Source organism: Caballeronia sp. GAWG2-1 (assembly GCF_023631405.1).
Taxonomy (GTDB): Bacteria; Pseudomonadota; Gammaproteobacteria; order Burkholderiales; family Burkholderiaceae; genus Caballeronia.
The window spans coordinates 1-21,044 of sequence record NZ_JALQDD010000013.1; the positions used below are offsets into that span (position 1 = coordinate 1).

Consider the following 21,044-nt stretch of genomic DNA (forward strand, 5'->3'; position numbering starts at 1 on the left):
AACCTTCCTCTAATACTGTGTGAGACTTGATAACTTTCGCTAAACGTCCCAACCCCGAAAGGTCAGAACCGCTCGCGCCATCAAGTGCCCACACTTATCGGCTGTTAGTTTTTAAAGAGCACATTCGCCAAGACTTCCCGCCAAGCGCACCGAGCATTTTGCTCAGCACCGCTTCGTCTTGCGTCGCTGCATCTGCAGCAGAGAAACGAGATTATGTACGTCGTTTCAGTTACTGTCAACAAGAATTTGAAGCTTTCTTTTCTTGCCCGCCGCGCTTCGGAGCGAATACCACCTTTGCCCGCCTCGCCTACTGAAACCACCTCCCGCTTCCTTCGCGTTCATCGAATCGCGAAGGAACGGAATTCTAGTTGCGCGGCGTGCAATCCGCAAGTAGCCGAAACGAAAAAATTGACGGGCGAAGATCCACCGCCCAAACGATCCACTTCAAAGCCCGTGTTCAACGTTTCGAACGTCACTCTAGCTACCATTCAGATGAGCAGTAACGGCGCCACCTAAGCGACTACAATTAAAGGTTTTCTGCCCCAACTAACTCGTATCCCTATGCGCTCGCGAATTGCAAAACGTATTCCTCCGGACGCTGACAAGCTCGTCAGTCTCTCGCTCGCGCTGTTCGCGTCGGGCAGCCGCGTCGAAGACCGCTTCTGGGAAGTGCGTCTCGATGCCCTTATCGCCAAACTCGTGCGTAACGGCAATCAAACAACGCTCGACGCTGCCTTAGATCATCTCCAGCAGAATCATCCCGATGCCTACGGTGCGCTTGCCGATATGGCCGAGACGCATAGCGAGTCTTTTGCCATCGACATTGAGGGCGTCGCGCACGAAGCGCTCCTGATTGCCGCGCCGGTGCTCGCCTGGACGCGCTATTCCATCCCGTCGGGTGCGCTCAAGTCCGAGACGATCGACGCCATGCGTACGCAGCTGCAGGCGCACGTGCTTGCGGCGGGTGCGCGCGTCGCATTCGCGCCGTATCTGTACAGCATCGATCAATTGCCGCGTCATCACGTGGACACGGCTCGGCTAGCCCAGCAATTGACGCAGACCGCCTTGGGCGCGGCGGCAGTCCGGCTGAATCTAGCTGATCTGCCGGAGACCTCGCCAATTCTCGCCGACCCGCGCTTCCTGTTGGCCATCGCGATCGTTCCTGCAGGCGCGGCTTTCTTCCGCTGGCAAGAAGACGAAACGGGCGGTCGTACCGAACGCGGTCAGTGCCTGGAGCAATGGATGGCGCAAGGTGGGCCAAACTTCGCTGCCATCCTGCCGGGTTGTGAGATCGAATGCCTGCTTCCAGACGCCTATTACTCAGCCTGCCGCGATGCAGACGAGCAAGTCCGCCCTCACACGGTGCGCACGGCGGTGCGTTATCTGTTCGATACGCTCGGCACCGCGCCGCAGGAATTGCGCGCAGTCATCGCGGGCTTTGGCGAGCGCCGAATCGACGAGTATCGAGTCGGCTTCACGCGTCGCGGCAGTAACGATGTGATCTACGGTGTCGTATGGCCGTTATACGGCCGCGAGAACGGCGAGCTGGACATGGAAGAGGACATCGTCGAACTGGAAGGCGCAAACGGTCCGGTCGAAGAAATCGTCGAGCTATTGAAGAAAGCTGGAGTGTCCGACGTGCGCCGCCACGCAGGCCGCTTCGAACCCGAATTTTGCGACGACTGCGGCGTGCCGCTTTACGCAGATCCGCTCGGTGAGATCGTACATGCCGAGATGCCTGAAGACGCCGAACCTGCGCAACCCCACTTTCATTGACTGGCGTCATAAGACTAAGTGCCTAAGGCAATTAAAAAACCCCGCTTTTGCGGGGTTTTTTGCGCAATTCTGCCTATGCCGTTTGGCTAGGGGGAAAAATCGGCCGAAGTTTGTCAATATGGACCCGTGCCGACGCGCTTGTCGGCAGCAAGTCCCGGCGCGCAGGCGTCGGCGTATTGATTCGAGGTATAAGCATGAAAATTACGATCATGGGTGCTGACGGCGAACGTCGTGCAGGCCTTAAAACATTGCTGCGCCGTATCGCGCGTCACGCGCAGTTCAACGAAGTAATCGACTGGCGACAGGCCGGGGTGGCCTTGAGACAAGCCAGATCCAGCCTGATTGTCGTCGACTGGGAGCCTCATCTGCGAGCGGGCGATCTGCAGACGCTGCTCGAAGAGGCACGAGGCATTCCCACCGCCGTAGTGGTCGACCGACCCACGGTCGCTCAGGTTTATATGCTGATGGGCATCGGCGCGATGGGCGTCATTCCACGCACGCTCGATCCCGTTCTCATCGTCAGGGCGCTCGACATGGTGCTCATCGGCGGTCATTACGTGCCGCCCGATGTGATCGATCCGGCGCTGAGTCAGGAGTCGCTCATCATTCGTACGCCGCTCAGCGCGGCCATTCGGCGGCGGCTGCGTCATCTGCCCGCGCTGTCGCCACGGCAGCAGCAGATCATGCGTTGCGTACACATGGGCAGCACCAACAAGATGATCGCGAAGACGTTGGGTATCAGCGAAGGCACTGTCAAGATCCACCTTGCGAGCATCTTTCAGCAACTGGGCGCCACGAACCGTGCCGCTGCCGTTGCCATCTATAACGGCGTGCAAACCGCGCATCTCGAGATTCTTCGCAGCAGCGAATGCGAAGCGCCGGAGCGCGCAGTGCCGGGACAAGCGAACGTGGTGCCATTGCGCCGAAGACGCGCGCTGTATCCGTCACTCACGGAAAGCGACGCGTCGTCACTGCCAATGGCCGCCCAGCCCGAGGCGACGTTCTAGCAACAAAGGACGCGTTTGGGTTCGTCGTTTGCACGCACGAATCACGCGCAACGAGTAATATGCAAGGCATGGGGTTCTTTTACACACCGCTCCCGCTTTGGCTTACCGTCGGCGGCTGGATAGTCGCCGCGGGATTGCTCGCGCTCGTACTGTTGCAGCGTCCTTTCAGCAGATTGCAGGACGCCACGCTACAGCACGTGTGGCTTGGCATCATCGTCGCGGTGACGGTGTTGTGGGCGTGCAATGCATGGTTCGACGACGGACCCGTCATCCACTTGCTGGGCGCGACCTTGATGGTCACCTTGTTCGACTGGCGGCTGGCGCTCATCGGCACGGCTGCCACCACCGGTCTCGCGGCCGTCGTGCTCGACGCATCCTGGCTCTCGGTCGCGGTCACCTATATGTTGTTCGGCGCGCTGCCTGTTGCGGTATCAACGTTCCTGCAACGGCTATCCAATGCGTGGCTGCCGCGCAATCTGTTTACGTTCATCATCGGGCACGGCTTCGTGAGTTCCGCGGCAGCGGTTGCCGCGGCATGCGGTGCGACGGTGCTCTTCGAGATGGCGCTCACCGGCGGACCGGTCACCGTGCCCGCTGCATTCATGCGCGGCTCGCTATTGCTGGTTGTTGGCGAAGCGCTCTTTACCGGCCTGCTCACCATTTTGATCTCGGTGTATAAGCCAGCCTGGATCACCACTTACGACGTGCGCCGCTATCGCCTTGATCGCGGACCTCGCGTCTGAGGCACCGCAAGCCGAATTGCACGCGAGCAAAAACGCAATCAAAGTGCGATAAGATGGAACTCCTTCCCCGCACGCGGCATCTTACTTGCCCGTGTCTTCTTAGCACCAGACTTGATGGAAAGTAACCACGCACCGCGCCGGCTTTTGCGGCTCGTCGGCCGGTTGGCGGTATGCGCATCGATTGCATGCGCGGCAGTATCCGCCTTAGCCGACTCGCTCGACGAGCGCAACGAATTGATTCACCACTTCGTCACCGACTTCCACGCCAATCCGCTCGTCGCGGATTGCGCGGCACACGGCAACTTCATCGCCAGCACTTCGGCGGCGTTCGATCACGTAGAGTTTCCGCCTGCTGTCTTCGACCAATCGCGCTCGACCATCGAACCGTGGAACGATTCGTTCGACGAGAAGAAGCAGCGTATCAAGGTGGACAACGTCGTGACAGTCGAGGGCGAAGGCGTCTCGAAGAGCGGTGAGAGCGATGTCACGCCGCTCAAGTTTCGTTGTGGCTACGTAGGCAGTCAAATGCTCGCCTTCGGCTGGAACGATCCGGTTCCGCCACTACGCCCCCGCGCCGAACCGTCGTCCGCACGCGGCACGAAGGGCAAGCATGGCGCGAAAACAAAAGGTGCGTCTGCGGGCAAAAGCAAGAGCTCGGGCAAGTCGACGAAGAAGTCGGCCAAGAAGCACTAGCTAGCCAGCCAGGAAGCACGGCAAACAAAAAAGGCGCGGCACCTGAAGGTGTCGCGCCTTTTTGCGTCATCGGAAACGCTCTGGGATAGATCAGGCCGGATACGTCTGCAACTGCCAAAGAATCGCCTGCAACATCGCCGCACCAAGCGCCGAACTCCGCTCGCCACTCCAGCCCACACGCTCATCCGGCAAATTCGCGTTGTCCTTGAACGGCATCTCCAGCGTCAGCGAGAGACACTTGTACTCGTTGCCGATGTACTTCGACGCGAGCTTGAGCGCATCCGTCTGATACTTGCTCGACTCGTAGCCGTGCACGTCCTGAAAGTCCGGGCTTGCCTGCTTGAAGAATTCGATGAACGCCTTCTGCTCTTCCGCCTGCTTGCCGGTGAAGCCCGGCAGCATCTCCGAGCCCGCGACGAACACGTAAGGAATGGCTTCGTCGCCATGGATGTCGAAGAACATGTCGCAGCCGATATCGCGGATGGCATCACGCACCACGAGCACCTCGGGACTGCGCGCGGCATCCGGCTCCATCCATTCGCGGTTCAGGTTCGCGCCGGCCGCGTTGGTGCGCAGATTGCCGAGCACGCTGCCATCCGGATTCATGTTCGGGACGATATGAAACACCGCGCGATCCAGTACCGCGCGCGCGGTCGGGTCACCCGCCCAGTCGCCCCAGCCCGCGAGCCGCTTGACGAGGCCCTCGACGAACCATTCCGCCATCGTTTCGCCCGGATGCTGGCGCGCGATGATCCACACGTTCTTCTTGGGCTTGGCACTCGTGCCATCGGCGAGACCGAGCGAAAGCAAGGACATTGGTCGGCCTTGCACCGTGCTGCCAAGTTCGGTCAACGTGGCGTGCGGCATCTGCTGCACGGCGCCAAGGAATTCCGCGTGACGCTCGTCGCTATACGGCTCGAAATACGCGTAATGGATGCGATCGAAATCGGGGGTATGGTCGATCTTCAACACGCCGCCCACGTACTCCGTCTCCACGCGAAACCAGTTCACGCGATCGTAGCTCGCCACCGCCTGATAGTCGCGCCAGCCTTCCGGAAACGCGCATTGCGCCGCATTCTCGAAGCTCATCACGAGACGCTCGCCACGCGCACCCGAGACGCGGAAATAAAACCACTGCGCGAAATCGGCGTGAGAATCCGGACGCACGCGCAAACGAATATCGGACGGGTTGGTCGCGTCGACGACTTCGATTGCGCCCGCATCGAAATGACTTGAAATTGAAATGCTCATGATGAATTCCTTGATGCAGACACTTTAATCCGCGACGCGGCGGCGAAAAACATAAGTCGTATCGTTCGATGCCTTCGCGTCGAACGCATACCCGTCACTGTCGAAGTCCTTGAGCCCTTCCGGCTCGTCGATGCGGTTCTTCACCGCATAGCGCGCCATCAAACCGCGCGCGCGTTTCGCATGAAAACTGATGATCTTGTAGCGTCCGCCCTTCCAGTCCTCGAACACGGGCGCGACCACCGGCACGTCGAGAAGCCGCGGCTTCACCGACTTGAAGTATTCCCCCGACGCACAATTCACGAGCACGCGCGCGCCGCGCTGCTTCCTGAATTGCTCGTTGAGCGCGGCCGTGATGCGCTCGCCCCAGAACGCGTAAAGATCCTTGCCGCGTGCGTTCGGAAACTTGGTGCCCATCTCAAGGCGATACGGCTGCAATAGGTCGAGTGGTCGCAAGAGCCCATAAAGCCCGGACAAAACACGCACATGATTCTGCGCGTAGTCGAGATCGGCCGAAGACAGCGTCTTCGCGGCGAAGCCTTCGTAGACATCGCCATTGAAGGCGAGCACGGCCTGCTTCGAATTGGTCTCGTCGAAACGCCTCGACCATTCGGCATAACGCTGGAAGTTGAGCGACGCGAGCTGGTCCGAGATGCCCATCATTCCGCCGATCTGTTGCGGCGAAAGATGACGCAGACCCTTGATGAGCTCGGCGGCGTCATCGACGAACTCGGGCAGCGTGTGCTTGCGGATATGCGGCGGCGTCTCGTAGTCGAGCGATTTGGCAGGCGATAGAACGATTATCATGGAGGCTCGCCGTCAAACGAGCGGCGATCATAGGCATAAACCCCCAATTGTATCGAATGGAAAATTCCGCCGCGCTGCCCGTGCAAGCGCCCACGCCCGCCTCCGCCTTACGCGTGGTGCTCGATTCCAACGTGTGGATCGACATCCTCGTATTCGACGATCCCGCCACGCGCCCGATTCGCGCCGCGCTCGAAGCAGGCACGCTCGAAGCGCTGATCGATCCGCGGTGTCTCACCGAACTCACGCGTGTGCTCGACTATCCGCAGTTCGTGCGCTTGAACGTCGACAAGGAAGCGGCGCTTGCCATCGTCGCGCGGCTTTCGACCTTGATCGCGCCGCGCACGCAGGAAGGCGAACGGCCGCTGCCCAAGTGCCGCGACCGCGACGACCAGAAGTTCCTCGAACTCGCTCAGGCTTCTCGCGCGGACTGGCTCGTCTCGAAGGATCGCGCGGTGCTGAAGCTCGCGAAGCGCGTCGCGCGGGATTTTGCGTTTCGTATCGGCGAACCCAAACCTTTCGTCACCGCATTCGAGGCACGATTCGAGGCACCGCAGGCCACGTCCGCGCACATTGCAAGCGCTGTTTAGAAGAGCAACCCTACCCGTCAGCACACGTCCACGCCATGAACGCCACGCACGAACTGCCACAGACCCCGCCCGAGCTGTCCTTTCCGTCGCGTCTGCCCAATGTCGGCACGACCATCTTCACGGTGATGAGCGCGCTCGCCGCACAGAAGGGCGCGGTGAATCTCGGTCAGGGTTTCCCCGATTTCAACTGCGACCCGCGCGTCGTGGATGCCGTCGCCAACGCCATGCGCGACGGCCACAACCAATATCCGCCGATGGCGGGCGCCGCGCCCTTGCGTCAGGCCATCGCGCGCAAGATCGACGCGCTCTACGGCCGCGCCTACGACGCCGACCGCGAGATCACCGTGACCGCCGGCGCGACGCAGGCCCTGCTCACGGCGGTGCTGTGCTGCGTGCATCCGGGCGATGAAGTCATCGTCATCGAGCCGACGTACGACAGCTACGTGCCGTCCATCGAGCTCGCGGGCGGCAAGCCCGTGTTCGTCGCGCTCGAAGCGCCCGACTACGCGCTGCCCTTCGACAAGATCGCCGCCGCGATCACGCCGAAGACGCGCCTTCTGATGATCAACACGCCGCACAATCCGACCGGGCGCGTCTGGCGCGCGGCGGACATGAAGAAGCTCGAAGAGATCGTGCGCGATACCAACGTGCTGATCCTCTCCGACGAAGTCTACGAACACATGGTCTACGACGGCGCGCCGCACGAAAGCGTCTCGCGCTACCCGGAACTGGCCAAGCGCAGCTTCGTCGTGTCGAGCTTCGGCAAGACCTTCCATGTGACAGGCTGGAAAGTGGGCTACGTCGCCGCGCCCGCCGCGCTGACCGCCGAATTCCGCAAGGTGCATCAGTTCAACGTGTTCACGGTGAACACACCCATGCAGGTCGGCCTCGCGCATTATCTCGAAGACCCGAAGCCGTATCTCGAACTGCCCGCGTTCTATCAGAAGAAGCGCGACTTTTTCCGCGCGGGTCTCGCCGATTCCCGCTTCAAGCTCCTGCCTTGCGACGGCACCTATTTTCAGTGCGTCGATTATTCGGCGATCAGCGACATGCCCGAAGCCGACTTCTCGCAATGGCTCACGAGCGAGATCGGCGTCGCGGCCATTCCGGTGTCGGCGTTTTATCACGAGAGTCACGAATCCGGCGTCGTGCGGTTCTGCTTCGCCAAGAAGGAAGAAACGCTGGCGCTCGCCTTGCAAAGGCTCTCGAAACTCTGAGCGGGGCGCGGCGAATTCAATCACGTAGAGGAGACATCCGCATCATGAGTTCGCAGGAATACGCAATCGGAACGCTTGGAATCGTCGGCAGCGGCGCGATGGGTCGCGGTATCGCGCAGATCGCGGCGCTCGCCGGACTCACCGTGCGTCTCTTCGATGCCAATCCCGTCGCGCTTGCCGCCGCGCGCGAGTATCTGTCCGAAACGCTATCGAAGCTCGCCGCCAAGGGCAAGATCAGAGAAGCCGATGCGCACGCCGCGCTCGCCAACGTGCACGACGCACAGGACGCGAGCGAACTCGCGGATTGCGACGTCATCGTGGAAGCGATCGTCGAAAATCTCGACATCAAGCGCGAACTGTTCCGTGAACTCGAAGCCGTGGTGAGCGCGCGCTGCATTCTCGCGTCGAACACTTCGTCACTGTCGATCACCGCAATCGCGGCGGGCTGCTCGAAACCGGAACGCGTCGCGGGCTTCCACTTTTTCAATCCCGTGCCGTTGATGCGCGTGGTCGAAGTCATCGACGGGCTACGTGGCGATCCGCGCGCGGGCGATTCACTCATGGAACTCGCGCGCCGCATGGGTCACACGCCGGTGCGCGCGAAGGACATGCCGGGCTTCATCGTGAATCACGCGGGACGCGGCATGAACACCGAAGGCCTGCGCGTGGCGAGCGAAGGCGTGGCGAGTTTCGCGGACATCGACCGCATCATGCGCGAGCAGGCGGGCTTTCGCCTCGGGCCGTTCGAATTGCTCGATCTCACCGCGCTGGATGTCTCGCATCCGGTGATGGAGTCGATCTATCACCAGTTCTATGAAGAGCCGCGCTTCAGGCCTTCGCCGATCACGGGCACGCGGCTCGCGGGCGGGCTGATCGGGCGCAAGACGGGCGAAGGTTTCTATCGATATGCCGATGGCAAACAAATCGCGCCGTCCGAAGCCGAAGCGCCTACCCGCTTGCCCAAGCGCGTGTGGGTCAGTCGGGCGTCGCAAAGCGCTTATGAAGCGGTGCGCGCGTTGCTTCCCGCATCGGTCGAACTCGATACCGACGCAACGCCCGCTTCGGATTCCTTGATCGTGGTCACGCCGCTCGGCTTCGATGCGACCACCGCCGCCGTCGCTGAAAAGCTTGACGCCACGCGCGTCGTCGCCATCGACACACTCTTTCCCTTCGATACCGCCGCGCGCCGCACCATCATGACGACGCCCGCGACCACGCCCGCCATGCGCGACGCGGCGCACGCGCTCTTCGCCGCCGATGGCGTGCCCGTCAGCGTCATCCGCGACTCGACCGGTTTTGTCGCGCAACGCGTGGTGGCAACCATCGTGAACATTGGCTGCGATATCGCGCAGCAAGGCATTGCGACGCCGACCGACATCGATCTCGCCGTGATGCTCGGCCTCGGCTATCCGCGCGGACCGCTCGCACTCGGCGACGCGCTCGGCGCCGCGACCATCCTCACGATCTTGCAGAACATCCACGGCGTGCTCGGCGACCCACGCTACCGGCCTTCGCCCTGGCTCGCACGCCGCGCGAGGCTCGGACTTTCGCTTACCCATATCGAGGAGCTCAGATGAGCGCCGAACTGCTGACCTACCGCCCTGCCGGGAGCGACACCACGCTCGTGCTCAAGCTGTCGAATCCGGGCGCGCGCAACGCCCTGCATCCGGATATGTATGCGGCCGGCATCGAGGCGCTCAGCACGGCCGAGCGCGACACGTCGGTGCGCACCATCGTGCTGACGGGCGCGGACAACTTCTTCTGCTCGGGCGGCAACCTGAACAGGCTGCTCGAAAATCGCGCGAAGGATGAGTCGGTGCAGGCCGAGAGCATCGACTTGCTGGGCGAATGGATCAGCGCGTTGCGGGCATCGACCAAGCCGATCATCGCGGCCGTGGAGGGTGCCGCGGCCGGCGCGGGATTTTCGCTTGCGCTCGCGTGCGATCTGATCGTCTCCGCCGACGACGCGCGCTTCGTCATGTCGTATGCGCGCGTCGGCCTCACGCCCGATGGCGGCGCTTCGTGGTTCCTCGCGCGCGCCTTGCCGCGCACGCTCGCCAGCGAAGTCCTGCTCGAAGCGAAGCCGATCGGCGCGGCGCGTCTGTATGAAGTGGGCGTGGTCAACCGGCTGACGAAGAAAGGCATCGCGCTCGATGCCGCCATCGCCTGGGCCGACGATCTCGGCAGCGTGTCGCCGAAAGCACTCGCACGCATCAAGTCGCTCATCAACGCGGCGGACGTGCAGCCGCTCGCCGCGCATCTCGACATGGAACGCGACAGCTTCGTCGACGCCCTGCATCACGGTGACGCGCTCGAAGGCATTACCGCGTTCCTCGAAAAGCGTCAGCCGACTTACCGCTGAGATGGCTCAATACCAGTTGCCCAAACGCCGCCGCATCTATCTGATGCGCCATGGCGACGTCACGTATTTCGACGACAGCGGCCGCGCAATCGACCCGGAAAGCGTGCCGCTCAACGAACGCGGCCGCGAGGAAGCAAGCGCGGCTGGACGCGTGTTTGCCGCGCAGAACATTCGCTTTGACCGCGTGATCGTGAGCGGCTTGCCGCGCACGCGCGAAACGGCGCAGCGCGTGCTCGCCGAAACGCATCAGCCAATCGAGCCGGAAGTTTGGCCGGAGTGGCAGGAGATACGCGGCGGGCGGCTCGCGAGTCTCACGACGCAGGATATCGAGCGCGCTTTTCTTTCCGTGTTCGATGGCGTGGTGCCCGAAGAGACGCGCTTTCTGGGCGGCGAAAGCATTGGCGAGCTGCTCGATCGCGCGCTGCCCGCCATGACGAAGCTGCGCGGCGATGCCTCATGGGACACGGTGCTGCTCGTGCTGCACGGCGGCGTGAATCGCGCGTTGCTGTCGCATGCGATCACGGCCGGCGGGCGCGCGTTCTTCGGACATCTGTCGCAGGCGACGGGCTGCATCAACGCGCTCGATGTCGGCGACAAACCCGGCGACTGGGTCGTGCATGCAATCAATCATTCGCCGCCCTCGCCGCTTCATGCCGACGTGCGTCACACGACGATGGAACTGCTGTACGCGCAGTTTCTGCGCTTCAAGGCCGACGAGATGGACTGAAGCGCGACGTCCTGGCGCACCACAAAAATATGGGAGGAGACGATGCCAGACAACGAAACCGATTTCGCAGCGTTCGAAGGAACGCGTCCGGTGCACGAGAGCCAGCGCTTCGATAGCGACGCGCTCGCCGCGTGGCTTGCCGCGCACGTCGAAGGATTCAGCGGCCCGCTCAAGCTGGAGCAGTTCGCGGGCGGCCAGTCGAACCCGACCTTCAAACTCGTCACGCCCACGCGCGCTTATGTCATGCGCTCGAAGCCCGGGCCGGCCGCGAAGCTCTTGCCATCGGCGCATGCAATCGAGCGTGAATATCGCGTGATGCACGCACTCGCCGCCACGGATGTCCCCGTCGCGCGCATGCTCGCGCTGTGCGAGGACGAGAGCGTGATCGGCCGCGCGTTCTATGTCATGGATTTTGTGGAAGGCCGCGTCTTGTGGGACCCGTCGCTGCCCGGCATGTCGGCCGACGAACGCGCCGCGATTTATGGCGAAACCAATCGCGTGATCGCCGCGCTTCATACCGTCGATGTAGCAGCGGTCGGACTCGCCACCTACGGCAAGCCTGGCAACTACTTCGAGCGGCAAATCGGACGCTGGAGCAAGCAGTACGTCGCGTCGCAAACCGAATCCATCGACGCAATGGACCGCCTGATCGAATGGTTGCCGCGGCATATCCCGCAAGTCGAGGCACGCGTGAGCATCGTGCATGGCGACTTCCGGCTCGACAACCTGATCTTTCATCCGAACGAGCCGCGCGTGCTTGCCGTGCTCGACTGGGAACTCTCCACGCTCGGCAATCCGCTCGCCGACTTCGCGTATCACTGCATGGCTTGGCATGTCGATCCATCGCAGTTTCGCGGTATCGCGGGACTCGACTGGACCGCGCTCGGCATTCCCGACGAAGCCGCCTACGTCGCACGCTATTGCGAACGCACGGGCTTTGCGATCGAAGGCGACTGGAACTTTTACCTTGCCTACAACATGTTCCGCATCGCCGCGATTCTGCAAGGCATCATGAAGCGTGTGGTCGATGGCACCGCCGCGAGCGCGCAAGCCGCCGATGCGGGCCGGCGCGCGCGGCCGATGGCCGAACTTGCCTGGCACTACGCCCAGAAAGTCGGCCACTGAAGACGGAAAAGAGGAGACGAGCGATGAATTTCGACTACACAGAGAAGGTGCACGCGCTGCGCGAGAAGCTGCTCGCCTTCTTCGACGCGCATATCTATCCGAACGAACACGCCTTCGCCGAGGAGATCGCAGCCAATCGCGCGGCGGGCAACGCATGGGTGCCGACGCGGCTGATCGAAAACCTCAAGGACCACGCACGTCGCGAAGGACTGTGGAATCTGTTTCTGCCGGCATCGGCGCGTGGCGCGGGTCTCACGAATCTCGAATACGCGCCGCTCTGCGAAATCATGGGTCGCGTACCGTGGGCGCCCGAAGTCTTCAACTGCAATGCGCCCGATACCGGCAACATGGAGACCATCGAACGCTATGGCACCGACGCGCAAAAGGCGCAGTGGCTCGAACCGCTTCTGCGCGGCGAGATTCGTTCGGCGTTTCTGATGACCGAGCCGGAAGTGGCGTCGTCGGATGCGACGAACATCCGTTGCAGCATCACGCGCGATGGCGACGATTACGTCGTCGATGGCCACAAGTGGTGGTCATCCGGTGCGGGCGATCCGCGCTGCAAGGTGTATATCGTGATGGGCAAGACCGATCCTGATGCGCCACGCCACGCGCAACAATCGATGATCCTCGTGCCTGCCGATGCAGCGGGCATCACGGTGCGTCGGCCGCTCAATGTTTTCGGCTACGACGACGCGCCGCACGGCCACATGGAGATTACGCTCGAGCAAGTGCGCGTGCCGGCCGCCAACTTATTGCTCGGCGCCGGACGCGGCTTCGAGATCGCGCAAGGGCGGCTCGGGCCGGGGCGCATTCATCATTGCATGCGGCTCATCGGTCTCGCCGAACGCGCGCTCGAACTGATGACGAAGCGCACGCTGTCGCGCGTGGCGTTCGGCAAGCCGATTGCGCGACAAGGCGTGACGCAAGAGCGCATCGCCGAGGCGCGCATCATGATCGAACAGGCGCGTCTGCTCACGCTCAAAGCTGCCTACATGATGGACACCGTCGGCAATAAGGGCGCGCGCGGCGAGATCGCGATGATCAAGGTCGTGGCGCCGAACATCGCGTGTCAGGTCATCGACTGGGCGATACAGGCGCACGGCGCGGCCGGCATCTGCGACGACTTTCCGCTCGCTTATGCGTATGCTTCGGCGCGCACGCTGCGGCTCGCGGATGGGCCGGACGAAGTGCATCGCAATGCCATCGCGAAGCTCGAGTTCGAGCGGTATTCGGAAGCGCGCGATTGAGCGAGGAAGACGGCCTAGCCGCGCCCTTTAGCTCGCTTGCGAACCCGCGTTGCGCAACCCGAACAGCGCCGCCGAATCCACCGTCAGCACCAGTTCGCCATCCTGGTTATGCGCTTCCCAGCGCGTGGCGACGATACCGCGATCCGGCTTGCTCTTCGACACGCGCTTGTCCAGCACGCGCACCGTAAGCCGCACCGAATCGTCGACGCGCACCGGCTTGATCCAGCGGATATTGTCGAGACCGGGCGAACCCATCGAGGTCGAATCGGCGAGCATGTCGCGCACGAGAATGCCCATCATCGCGGAACAGGTGTTCCAGCCGCTCGCAACGAGACCGCCGAAATGCGACGCCTTGCCCGCTTCCTCCGACAGATGGAACGGCTGCGGATCGTAACGCTTCGCGAACTCGATGATCTCATCGCGCGTGAACGTGTGGGCGGAGAGCGTCACCGCATCACCGACTTCGAAATCTTCATAGGCGTAGGTCATTCAAGCTCCTTCCAGGTCATGAAACGCGGGCTGCGACGCAAAACGCGCGAGGTGGTAGTCCACGTCGCCGAGCGTCGTCTCGATGATCGACAGCCGTTTGAACCAGTGCGCGGCGGGCATCTCGTTGGTCACGCCCATGCCGCCGTGCAACTGCACCGCCTGTTGCCCGACAAAGCGCGCCGCCTGACCGACACGCGCCTTCGCAGCGGAAATGGCCTGCGTGCGCGTGGCCGCGTCGTCGCTGGCGTAACGCGCAGCGGCAAGATACGTGATGGAGCGTGCCTGCTCGGTGTGAATCAGCATGTCCACCATGCGATGCTGCAGCACTTGAAACCGCGCGATGGGCGCACCGAACTGCTTGCGCTCCTTCGTGTAGTCGACGGTCGCGCGATCGAGCGCATCGAGCGCGCCGAGGGCTTCGGCGCAAAGCAAAAGCGTGGCGTAATCGGCGATCTTCGCGAACGTGGCCGCACCACCGTTCAAACGCGTGGCTTGCGTGTTCCTGAAGACGAGCGTCGCGGCGCGCTGACCGTCGATCGTGCGGTAGTCGGTGACATCGACGTTGGCGGCATCGCGCGGCACCAGAAAGAGCGCAACTTCATCGCCGAGACGCGCGGGCACGATCCAGTAATCGGCCTGCGCGCCGTGCTGCACGACCGACTTCCTGCCGTCGAGCGTATGGCGTTCGCCTTGCTTGCTCGCCGTAGTGCGAAGATCGAAGAGATCGTAGCGCGCGTGCGGCTCGTTGAACGCCACCGCCATCCTGAGTTCGCCACGTCCGGCGCGCTCGAGCAATTCGCCCTGTTCCGCCGATGCCGCGAGCCGCAACGCTTCGATGCCGACCGCCGTCGCCCAATAAGGCTCGACGACGAGCGCGCGCCCGAGCTCTTGCATCACGACGAGCATATCGACGGGCCCACCATCGAAACCGCCTTGCGCTTCGGGAACGGGCAGCGCCAGCAAGCCGAGTTCGCCGAACGCGTTCCAGTGCCGTGCATCGACACCCGCTTGCGACATGACGATCTTCTGCCGCGCGTCGAACGAATATTCGCGGTCGAGATAGCGGCGCAGTGCATCGCGAAACTGCTGCTGTTCATCGGTGAAATCGAAGTCCATGCGCGCTCCTCAAAGGCCCAGAATCATCTGCGCGATGATGTTCTTTTGAATCTCGTTCGAGCCGCCATAGATCGACGTCTTGCGAAAGTTGAAGTAGTACGCGGCAAGCGGCGCGGCATCGTCGTCGCCGGTCTGGCTCGCGTCGCGCTCGCCTTCGAGGTACGCGGGATCGAAGCCGGCCGCTTGCGGTCCGGCCGCTTCGAACATGAGTTCGGTCAGCGCCTGCTGCACTTCCGTGCCTTTGATCTTCAGCATCGATGCTTCGGGCCCCGGACCTTTTGCATCCGACTCGCTTGCGATCACGCGCTGCACCGTCGCTTCGAGGGCCATCAGTTCTATCTCGAGCGCGGCGACTTTCGCGGCGAACAAGGGATCGTGCAAAAGCGGCTGGCCGCGGCTCGTGCGTTCGAGTGCAAGCCGCTTGAGAAAGCGCAGTTCACGCTTCGATTGCCCCACGCGCGCAATGCCCGTTCGCTCGTGCCCCAGCAAATACTTCGCATACGTCCAGCCGCGATTCTCCTCGCCGACGAGATTGGCGGCCGGCACCTTCACGTCGTCGAAAAAGACTTCGTTGACTTCGTGATCTTCGTCGAGCGTGATGATCGGCCGCACGGTGATGCCCGGCGTTTTCATATCGATCAGAAGGAACGAAATGCCCTCCTGTTTCTTGGCCTCGGGATCGGTACGCACGAGGCAGAACATCATGTCGGCATGTTGCGCGAGCGTGGTCCACGTTTTCTGACCATTGACGATGTAGTGATCGCCCTGTCGCTCGGCGCGCGTGCGCAACGAAGCGAGATCGGAACCGGAGCCGGGCTCGGAATAGCCCTGACACCACCAGTCGGAGCCATCGAGAATGCGCGGCAGATAGCGAGCCTTTTGCGCGTCGCTGCCATATTTCATGAGTACGGGCGCGACCATCGATACGCCGAATGGCAGGACCATCGGTGCGCCCGCGCGCGCGGATTCTTCGTCCCAGATATGACGCTGCGTGGCGTTCCAGCCGGGACCGCCATACTGCTTCGGCCACGCGACCGCCGACCAGCCGCGCTCGCCGAGCAGCTTGTGCCAGTTCGCGAAGTCTTCGCGAGTCAGACGCTTGTGATTGAGAACCTTGTCGCGCAGTGCGCGCGGCAGGCTGGCTTCGAGCCAGTTACGGATGTCGGCGCGAAAGGCTTCGTCCGCAGGGGAATGATCGAGATTCATGCGCTGTGTCTCCTGTGTAGCCGACCACATGAGACACCGCTGACTTACTGCAGCGGCTCTTTCAGTGCGGCCGGAACGGGCAACGGCAATACGTCGATCCCTTCTTCCAGCAAGGCATGCGTTTCTTCGGGCGTCGTCACGCCGCGGATATTGCGCGCGGGCGCTTCATCGTAATGAATGCGCCGTGCTTCCTCGGCAAAACGATCGCCCACGTTCTCGGTCTTCTCGATCAACTCGCGCATGAACTGAAGCGCGCGCGCCTGAACGCCCGCCGCATCCGGCGATGGTTCCGTCGGTACCGCGCGGTCGTTGCGCGTCGTCGAAAGATTCAGACGCGGCGCCGATGGCATGCGGCTCACATCCGTCTCCGAACAGACCGGACACGCAACCAGCTTGCGCAACAGTTGCGATTCGAACTCTTCGGCAGAAGCGAACCAGCCTTCAAACCGATGTTCATGCGAGCACTTTAAATCGAGGACCTTCATGCTGATGGGGACTTCCGGGAAGTTTATCTCAAAACTATCGATTGTGAACGGTCGTTCGTAAAGACTGATCTTTTGATTGCTCGACCGGTGATCGATTCTAGCGGTTCGAGGGTACGGGCGCTTGGCTCACCCATAACGCGAAATGTGGCAGTCTGGCACTGCGCCGAAAACGAACAAGCCCCAAGATCGAATGATCTTGGGGCAAGCGATACGTCTTCAGCGGTTCAACGGATGACGACTACGCCTTCGATTCTCCCAACGCCCACTCTCCCGAGCGCACCTTCTCCAGCCAGAACGCGCCGATGATCGTCTTAACATCGCTGATCGTGCCGTCCTTCACCCACTGCATGAGTTGCGCCGGCTCCGCGATAAACGTCTCGAGAAATTCGCCTTCATCGAGCCGGGCATCGCCAGCGGTGAGACCGCGCGCGAGATAGAGATCGATGAACTCGGTCGAATAGGAGATCACGGGGTGGATACGCGTCAGAAAAATCCACTCGCTCGCGGTATAGCCCGTCTCTTCCAGCAGTTCACGCTTCGCGCATGTCAGCTCGTCTTCGTTGGGATCGAGCTTGCCGGCGGGAAATTCGAGCAGCACCTTTCCCACCGGATACCGATACTGCCGTTCCAGCAAGACGCGACCATCGTCGAATTCCGGCAGGATCATCATCGCGCCCGGATGCTCGACGAATTCGCGCGTGGCGTGCTTGCCGTCGGGCAATTCCACGGTATCGCGCTTGAGCGTCAAAAATTTGCCTTCGTGAAGCGTGACGCTTTCGACCTTCTTCTCGATTAGGCCGTCGTCGTTACCGAAGTTCGCGGTGGAAGAAGCGTTATGATCTGCCATCTTGAGCCCTATGCCAAATCGCCAAAAGCCGCCGACAGCAACCAGCCGTCAGCGGCGTTTGACAAGATACTGATACGTGAAGCCCGGAAACGCGAACACCACGAAGAGACTGAAGGTAATGGCATAAAACTGCCATTCCTGATCGAAGCGGTTGCCGGCGCGCGCTTCGAGCATGAAGCCGAGCGCGCCAACCGCGAAGTAAAGAACGAGCAACTCGCCGATTCGAATCCAAACGCCCTTCTTCGCCGTCTTGCTCCCATCCGCATGAAGCTTGAGCGGCACGACGGCAAAAAGGCGCTGATTCAGGAACGGCAAGTTGGCGCCGACGAGCGCCAACAGCACGATAAACCATCCCGCTGCCGACATTACAGCGGCAGCGTATGCGTGATCGCTTGCAGGCAAGCCGTCATCAGCGGGCCGGGCACGAGACCGAGCACCAACACGGCCAGACCGTTGAACGCCAGCAAGGAGCGATTGAGGCTGCCGGCAACGATCGGCGACGCATCTTGCGGCGCGTCGAAGTACATCAGCTTCACGATACGCAGGTAGTAGAACGCACCGACCAGCGATGTCAGGACGGCCAGCACGGCGAGCCACGTCAGACCGGCGTTCATCGTCGCTTCGAGCACGGCGAGCTTCGCGTAGAAACCGACCGTCGGCGGAATGCCGGCAAGCGAGAACATCATGATCATCATGACGAACGCGAACACCGGGCTGCGCTGATTCAAACCCTTGAAGTCGTCGATCATCTCGGCTTCGAAGTCGCGGCGCGCAAGCAGCATGACCACGCCGAAGGTGCCAAGCGTCGTGACGAGGTAGATGATGCTATAGAACATTGCCGAGCTGTAGGCGCCCGCCGCGCCCGTTACCTTGCCGTCCACCACGCCAGCCAGCAGGCCGAGAAGCACGAAGCCCATGTTGGAGATGGCCGAGTACGCGAGCATCCGCTTGATGTTCTTCTGCACGATACCCGTGACGTTGCCAACGATCAGCGACAGCGCGGCGAGAATCACGAGCATCTCTTGCCAGTCGACCGCGAAAGGCAGCAGACCCATCACCAAGAAGCGCAAGCCCCACGCGAAGGCCGCGACCTTCGGGCCGCCGCCGGTGAGCAAGGTCATTGCGGTCGGTGCGCCTTGATAGACGTCCGGCACCCACATATGGAACGGCACCGCGCCCATCTTGAACGCCACGCCCGCCACGACGAAGATGATGCCGAACAACAGCACCGCATCGTTGATGCGGCCCGAAGCCACCGCCTTGAAGACTTCACCCAGTTCCAGCGAGCCGGTCGCGCCATAAAGCATGGAAATGCCGTAGAGCAGGAAGCCGGAAGCGAGCGCGCCGAGGACGTAATACTTCATCGCCGATTCGTTCGCCTGCGGCGAATCCTTGCGCAGCGCGATGACCGCATACAGCGACAGCGACATCAGTTCGAGGCCGAGGTACAGCGTGAGGAAGTTGTTGCCCGAAATCATCACGCACTGGCCGAGCAGCGAAAAGAGGCCAAGCAGGAAGAAGTCGCCGCGAAACAGACCGCGGTCTTCCAGATAGCGCCGCGAATAGATGACCGACACCGCGTAGCCCAGACACACCACCGCTTTCATGGCGCTCGCGAACGGATCGACGACATACATGCGCGTGAAGAAGTAATGCGGCGTCGGGTCGAGTGCTGTGAACGCGAACCACACGCCGACCACGAGGGTCGACACGAGCGCGATCAGATACGTGACACGACGGCTTGGCACGCCGAAGATCGTGTCGTTCAACCAGGCGATGACGACTGCGGCCATCAGGACCGCGTCGGGCAACAGCACACTCATAGGGGCGTTTTGCATGATCTTTTAATTCCTCCGCACGGCGTTACTGATCCAGCGGCAGCTTGGACTGCGCGACGTGGGAGAGCAGGTTTGCCACCGATTCGTGCATCACGTCGGTGAAGGGCTTCGGATGCAGGCCCATGTACAGCGTGAACGCTGCGAGCACCACCAGCATGAACATTTCGCGCTTGTTGATGTCCTTCAGCTTCGCGACATGATCGTTCGCCACGGCGCCGAAGTACACGCGCTTGTACATCCACAGCGTATAGGCCGCGCCGAGAATCAGCGTGAACGTGGCCAGGAAACCGATCCAGAAGTTGAACTTCACGGCGGCCAGAATCACCATGAACTCGCCGACGAAACCCGAGGTGCCCGGCAGGCCGCAGTTGGCCATGGCGAACAACATGGAGAACGCCGCGAACTTCGGCATGGTATTGACGACACCGCCGTAATCCGCGATCTGGCGCGAGTGGACGCGGTCGTACAGCACGCCGATGGAAAGGAACATCGCGCCCGAGACGAAGCCGTGCGAGATCATCTGGATGATCGCGCCTTCCACGCCAAGCTGGCTGAAGATGAAGAAGCCAAGCGTGACGAAGCCCATGTGCGCAATCGACGAATACGCCACCAGCTTCTTCATGTCCGCCTGAACGAGCGCGACGAGACCGATGTAGATCACCGCGATCAGCGACAGCGTGATGACCACGGGCGCGAGAAAGTGGCTTGCGTCCGGCGCGATGGGCAGCGAAAAGCGCAGGAAACCGTACGCGCCGAGCTTCAGCATGATCGCGGCAAGCACGACCGAGCCGCCCGTCGGTGCTTCCACGTGAGCGTCGGGCAGCCAGGTGTGGACGGGCCACATCGGCACCTTGACGGCGAACGCGAGGAAGAACGCTATGAACAGCAGCACCTGCGGCGTCATGCCGATCTTCGCGGCTTGCCACGTGGCGAGGTCGAACGTGTGCGTCTGCGTGTACAGGTACAGCAGCGCGATCAGCATCAGAAGCGAGCCGGCCAGCGTGTACAGGAAGAACTTGAACGCCGCATACACACGGTTCGGACCGCCCCACACGCCGATGATGATGTACATCGGGATGAGCGTGGCTTCGAAGAACACGTAGAACAACAGGCCGTCGGCGGTCGAGAACACGCCGATCATGATGCCCGAGAGAATCAGGAACGCGGCCAGGTACTGCGAGACGCGCTCGGTGATCACTTCCCATGCGGCGATCACCACGATCACCGTGATGAGCGCGGTCAGCACGACAAACCACATCGAGATGCCGTCCACGCCCAGGTGATACGTGATGTTGAAGCGTTCGATCCAGTTCGCCTGCTCGACGAACTGCAACGCGGCCGTCGACGTATCGAAGCCGGTGATGAGAGGGATCGTCACGATCAGCCCGAGCACCGAGCCGATCAATGCGACCCAGCGCGCGGGCGCCGGGTTGTGGTCGTTACCTATAGCCAGGACCAGGACGCCGAATACGATCGGCAGCCAAATCGCGACACTGAGAATCGGAAAAGAGTGCATAGGGT

At 61.8% G+C, this 21,044-nt stretch carries 21 protein-coding genes; 11 read left to right on the plus strand and 10 right to left on the minus strand.

Going from position 1 to position 21,044, the window contains the following annotated elements:
* Positions 1–561 precede the first annotated feature (561 nt).
* The 4 genes from NCR98_RS08335 to NCR98_RS08350 all read left to right on the plus strand — a co-directional run bounded on the left by NCR98_RS08335 (position 562) and on the right by NCR98_RS08350 (position 4,219).
* Positions 562–1,776, plus strand: a complete 1,215-nt coding sequence (locus NCR98_RS08335; protein ID WP_250525956.1) for a DUF2863 family protein — start codon at positions 562–564, stop codon at positions 1,774–1,776.
* Between the two features lie 194 nt (positions 1,777–1,970).
* Positions 1,971–2,783, plus strand: a complete 813-nt coding sequence (locus NCR98_RS08340) for a LuxR family transcriptional regulator (RefSeq protein WP_250492514.1) — start codon at positions 1,971–1,973, stop codon at positions 2,781–2,783.
* A gap of 68 nt (positions 2,784–2,851) precedes the next feature.
* Positions 2,852–3,526, plus strand: a complete 675-nt coding sequence (locus tag NCR98_RS08345; protein WP_244825446.1) for an energy-coupling factor ABC transporter permease — start codon at positions 2,852–2,854, stop codon at positions 3,524–3,526.
* Positions 3,527–3,640: 114 nt separating this feature from the next.
* Positions 3,641–4,219 carry a BspC domain-containing protein gene (locus tag NCR98_RS08350; protein WP_250525957.1) on the plus strand — a complete coding sequence of 193 codons (579 nt, stop codon included), beginning with the start codon at positions 3,641–3,643 and terminating at the stop codon, positions 4,217–4,219.
* Positions 4,220–4,309: 90 nt separating this feature from the next.
* On the opposite strand, the gene NCR98_RS08355 is transcribed toward NCR98_RS08350, so the two are convergent.
* Together NCR98_RS08355 and yaaA are read right to left on the minus strand one after the other, a co-directional pair.
* Positions 4,310–5,470, minus strand: coding sequence for a M14 family metallopeptidase (locus NCR98_RS08355; RefSeq protein ID WP_250525958.1), 1,161 nt, complete (start codon positions 5,468–5,470; stop codon positions 4,310–4,312).
* Between the two features lie 24 nt (positions 5,471–5,494).
* The gene (gene yaaA / locus NCR98_RS08360; RefSeq protein WP_250525959.1) at positions 5,495–6,274 is read right to left on the minus strand and encodes a peroxide stress protein YaaA; all 780 of its coding nucleotides are present in this window, start codon (positions 6,272–6,274) and stop codon (positions 5,495–5,497) included.
* 56 nt (positions 6,275–6,330) lie between these two features.
* On the opposite strand from yaaA, the gene NCR98_RS08365 reads away from it, so the two are divergent.
* From NCR98_RS08365 to NCR98_RS08395, 7 genes are read left to right on the plus strand one after another with little or no spacing between them, the layout of a single operon-like run.
* A complete protein-coding gene (locus tag NCR98_RS08365; protein WP_250525960.1) occupies positions 6,331–6,861 on the plus strand; it encodes a putative toxin-antitoxin system toxin component, PIN family in 531 nt (176 codons plus the stop codon).
* Between the two features lie 35 nt (positions 6,862–6,896).
* Positions 6,897–8,078 (plus strand): pyridoxal phosphate-dependent aminotransferase, encoded by a 1,182-nt coding sequence (locus tag NCR98_RS08370; RefSeq protein WP_250525961.1) that lies wholly within the window; start codon positions 6,897–6,899, stop codon positions 8,076–8,078.
* Positions 8,079–8,122: 44 nt separating this feature from the next.
* A complete protein-coding gene (locus NCR98_RS08375; protein ID WP_250525962.1) occupies positions 8,123–9,655 on the plus strand; it encodes a 3-hydroxyacyl-CoA dehydrogenase in 1,533 nt (510 codons plus the stop codon).
* On the plus strand, positions 9,652–10,440 hold the full coding sequence (locus NCR98_RS08380; protein ID WP_244825456.1) for an oxepin-CoA hydrolase, alternative type: 789 nt from the start codon (positions 9,652–9,654) through the stop codon (positions 10,438–10,440). The genes NCR98_RS08375 and NCR98_RS08380 overlap by 4 nt, the downstream gene beginning before the upstream one ends.
* A gap of 1 nt (position 10,441) precedes the next feature.
* On the plus strand, positions 10,442–11,167 hold the full coding sequence (locus NCR98_RS08385; protein ID WP_250525963.1) for a histidine phosphatase family protein: 726 nt from the start codon (positions 10,442–10,444) through the stop codon (positions 11,165–11,167).
* Positions 11,168–11,209: 42 nt separating this feature from the next.
* Entirely contained in the window at positions 11,210–12,292 is a 1,083-nt protein-coding gene (locus NCR98_RS08390) for a phosphotransferase (RefSeq protein WP_250525964.1), read from the plus strand.
* A gap of 23 nt (positions 12,293–12,315) precedes the next feature.
* Complete coding sequence (locus tag NCR98_RS08395) at positions 12,316–13,542, plus strand: acyl-CoA dehydrogenase family protein (protein WP_250465124.1); 1,227 nt, start codon at positions 12,316–12,318, stop codon at positions 13,540–13,542.
* 27 nt (positions 13,543–13,569) lie between these two features.
* On the opposite strand, the gene NCR98_RS08400 is transcribed toward NCR98_RS08395, so the two are convergent.
* The 8 genes from NCR98_RS08400 to NCR98_RS08435 all read right to left on the minus strand — a co-directional run bounded on the left by NCR98_RS08400 (position 13,570) and on the right by NCR98_RS08435 (position 21,039).
* Positions 13,570–14,031, minus strand: coding sequence for a MaoC family dehydratase (locus tag NCR98_RS08400; RefSeq protein ID WP_250465126.1), 462 nt, complete (start codon positions 14,029–14,031; stop codon positions 13,570–13,572).
* Positions 14,032–15,147, minus strand: a complete 1,116-nt coding sequence (locus NCR98_RS08405) for an acyl-CoA dehydrogenase family protein (protein ID WP_250525965.1) — start codon at positions 15,145–15,147, stop codon at positions 14,032–14,034.
* A gap of 9 nt (positions 15,148–15,156) precedes the next feature.
* Positions 15,157–16,353: an acyl-CoA dehydrogenase family protein gene (locus NCR98_RS08410; RefSeq protein WP_250525966.1), complete on the minus strand. Its 1,197-nt coding sequence runs from the start codon at positions 16,351–16,353 to the stop codon at positions 15,157–15,159.
* A gap of 44 nt (positions 16,354–16,397) precedes the next feature.
* Entirely contained in the window at positions 16,398–16,838 is a 441-nt protein-coding gene (locus NCR98_RS08415; RefSeq protein ID WP_250525967.1) for a DUF1178 family protein, read from the minus strand.
* A 238-nt stretch (positions 16,839–17,076) separates the two neighbouring features.
* Positions 17,077–17,685: an NUDIX domain-containing protein gene (locus NCR98_RS08420; RefSeq protein ID WP_250525968.1), complete on the minus strand. Its 609-nt coding sequence runs from the start codon at positions 17,683–17,685 to the stop codon at positions 17,077–17,079.
* 48 nt (positions 17,686–17,733) lie between these two features.
* Positions 17,734–18,051 (minus strand): DUF2818 family protein, encoded by a 318-nt coding sequence (locus NCR98_RS08425; RefSeq protein ID WP_250525969.1) that lies wholly within the window; start codon positions 18,049–18,051, stop codon positions 17,734–17,736.
* Entirely contained in the window at positions 18,051–19,523 is a 1,473-nt protein-coding gene (gene nuoN / locus NCR98_RS08430) for an NADH-quinone oxidoreductase subunit NuoN (RefSeq protein ID WP_244825471.1), read from the minus strand. The genes NCR98_RS08425 and nuoN overlap by 1 nt, the downstream gene beginning before the upstream one ends.
* 25 nt (positions 19,524–19,548) lie before the next feature.
* Complete coding sequence (locus NCR98_RS08435) at positions 19,549–21,039, minus strand: NADH-quinone oxidoreductase subunit M (protein WP_250465132.1); 1,491 nt, start codon at positions 21,037–21,039, stop codon at positions 19,549–19,551.
* Positions 21,040–21,044: the final 5 nt, after the last annotated feature.

What these genes read in the sequence shown, in the direction of transcription:
- nuoN (WP_244825471.1), bottom strand. Translation starts at nt 19,523, where the DNA reads ATGCAAAACGCCCCTATGAGTGTGCTGTTGCCCGACGCGGTCCTGATG.
- NCR98_RS08410 (WP_250525966.1), bottom strand. Translation starts at nt 16,353, where the DNA reads ATGAATCTCGATCATTCCCCTGCGGACGAAGCCTTTCGCGCCGACATC.
- NCR98_RS08400 (WP_250465126.1), bottom strand. Translation starts at nt 14,031, where the DNA reads ATGACCTACGCCTATGAAGATTTCGAAGTCGGTGATGCGGTGACGCTC.
- NCR98_RS08420 (WP_250525968.1), bottom strand. Translation starts at nt 17,685, where the DNA reads ATGGCAGATCATAACGCTTCTTCCACCGCGAACTTCGGTAACGACGAC.
- NCR98_RS08390 (WP_250525964.1), top strand. Translation starts at nt 11,210, where the DNA reads ATGCCAGACAACGAAACCGATTTCGCAGCGTTCGAAGGAACGCGTCCG.
- NCR98_RS08340 (WP_250492514.1), top strand. Translation starts at nt 1,971, where the DNA reads ATGAAAATTACGATCATGGGTGCTGACGGCGAACGTCGTGCAGGCCTT.
- NCR98_RS08370 (WP_250525961.1), top strand. Translation starts at nt 6,897, where the DNA reads ATGAACGCCACGCACGAACTGCCACAGACCCCGCCCGAGCTGTCCTTT.
- NCR98_RS08425 (WP_250525969.1), bottom strand. Translation starts at nt 18,051, where the DNA reads ATGTCGGCAGCGGGATGGTTTATCGTGCTGTTGGCGCTCGTCGGCGCC.
- NCR98_RS08345 (WP_244825446.1), top strand. Translation starts at nt 2,852, where the DNA reads ATGGGGTTCTTTTACACACCGCTCCCGCTTTGGCTTACCGTCGGCGGC.
- yaaA (WP_250525959.1), bottom strand. Translation starts at nt 6,274, where the DNA reads ATGATAATCGTTCTATCGCCTGCCAAATCGCTCGACTACGAGACGCCG.
- NCR98_RS08385 (WP_250525963.1), top strand. Translation starts at nt 10,442, where the DNA reads ATGGCTCAATACCAGTTGCCCAAACGCCGCCGCATCTATCTGATGCGC.
- NCR98_RS08415 (WP_250525967.1), bottom strand. Translation starts at nt 16,838, where the DNA reads ATGAAGGTCCTCGATTTAAAGTGCTCGCATGAACATCGGTTTGAAGGC.
- NCR98_RS08365 (WP_250525960.1), top strand. Translation starts at nt 6,331, where the DNA reads ATGGAAAATTCCGCCGCGCTGCCCGTGCAAGCGCCCACGCCCGCCTCC.
- NCR98_RS08405 (WP_250525965.1), bottom strand. Translation starts at nt 15,147, where the DNA reads ATGGACTTCGATTTCACCGATGAACAGCAGCAGTTTCGCGATGCACTG.
- NCR98_RS08380 (WP_244825456.1), top strand. Translation starts at nt 9,652, where the DNA reads ATGAGCGCCGAACTGCTGACCTACCGCCCTGCCGGGAGCGACACCACG.
- NCR98_RS08435 (WP_250465132.1), bottom strand. Translation starts at nt 21,039, where the DNA reads ATGCACTCTTTTCCGATTCTCAGTGTCGCGATTTGGCTGCCGATCGTA.
- NCR98_RS08375 (WP_250525962.1), top strand. Translation starts at nt 8,123, where the DNA reads ATGAGTTCGCAGGAATACGCAATCGGAACGCTTGGAATCGTCGGCAGC.
- NCR98_RS08395 (WP_250465124.1), top strand. Translation starts at nt 12,316, where the DNA reads ATGAATTTCGACTACACAGAGAAGGTGCACGCGCTGCGCGAGAAGCTG.
- NCR98_RS08350 (WP_250525957.1), top strand. Translation starts at nt 3,641, where the DNA reads ATGGAAAGTAACCACGCACCGCGCCGGCTTTTGCGGCTCGTCGGCCGG.
- NCR98_RS08355 (WP_250525958.1), bottom strand. Translation starts at nt 5,470, where the DNA reads ATGAGCATTTCAATTTCAAGTCATTTCGATGCGGGCGCAATCGAAGTC.
- NCR98_RS08335 (WP_250525956.1), top strand. Translation starts at nt 562, where the DNA reads ATGCGCTCGCGAATTGCAAAACGTATTCCTCCGGACGCTGACAAGCTC.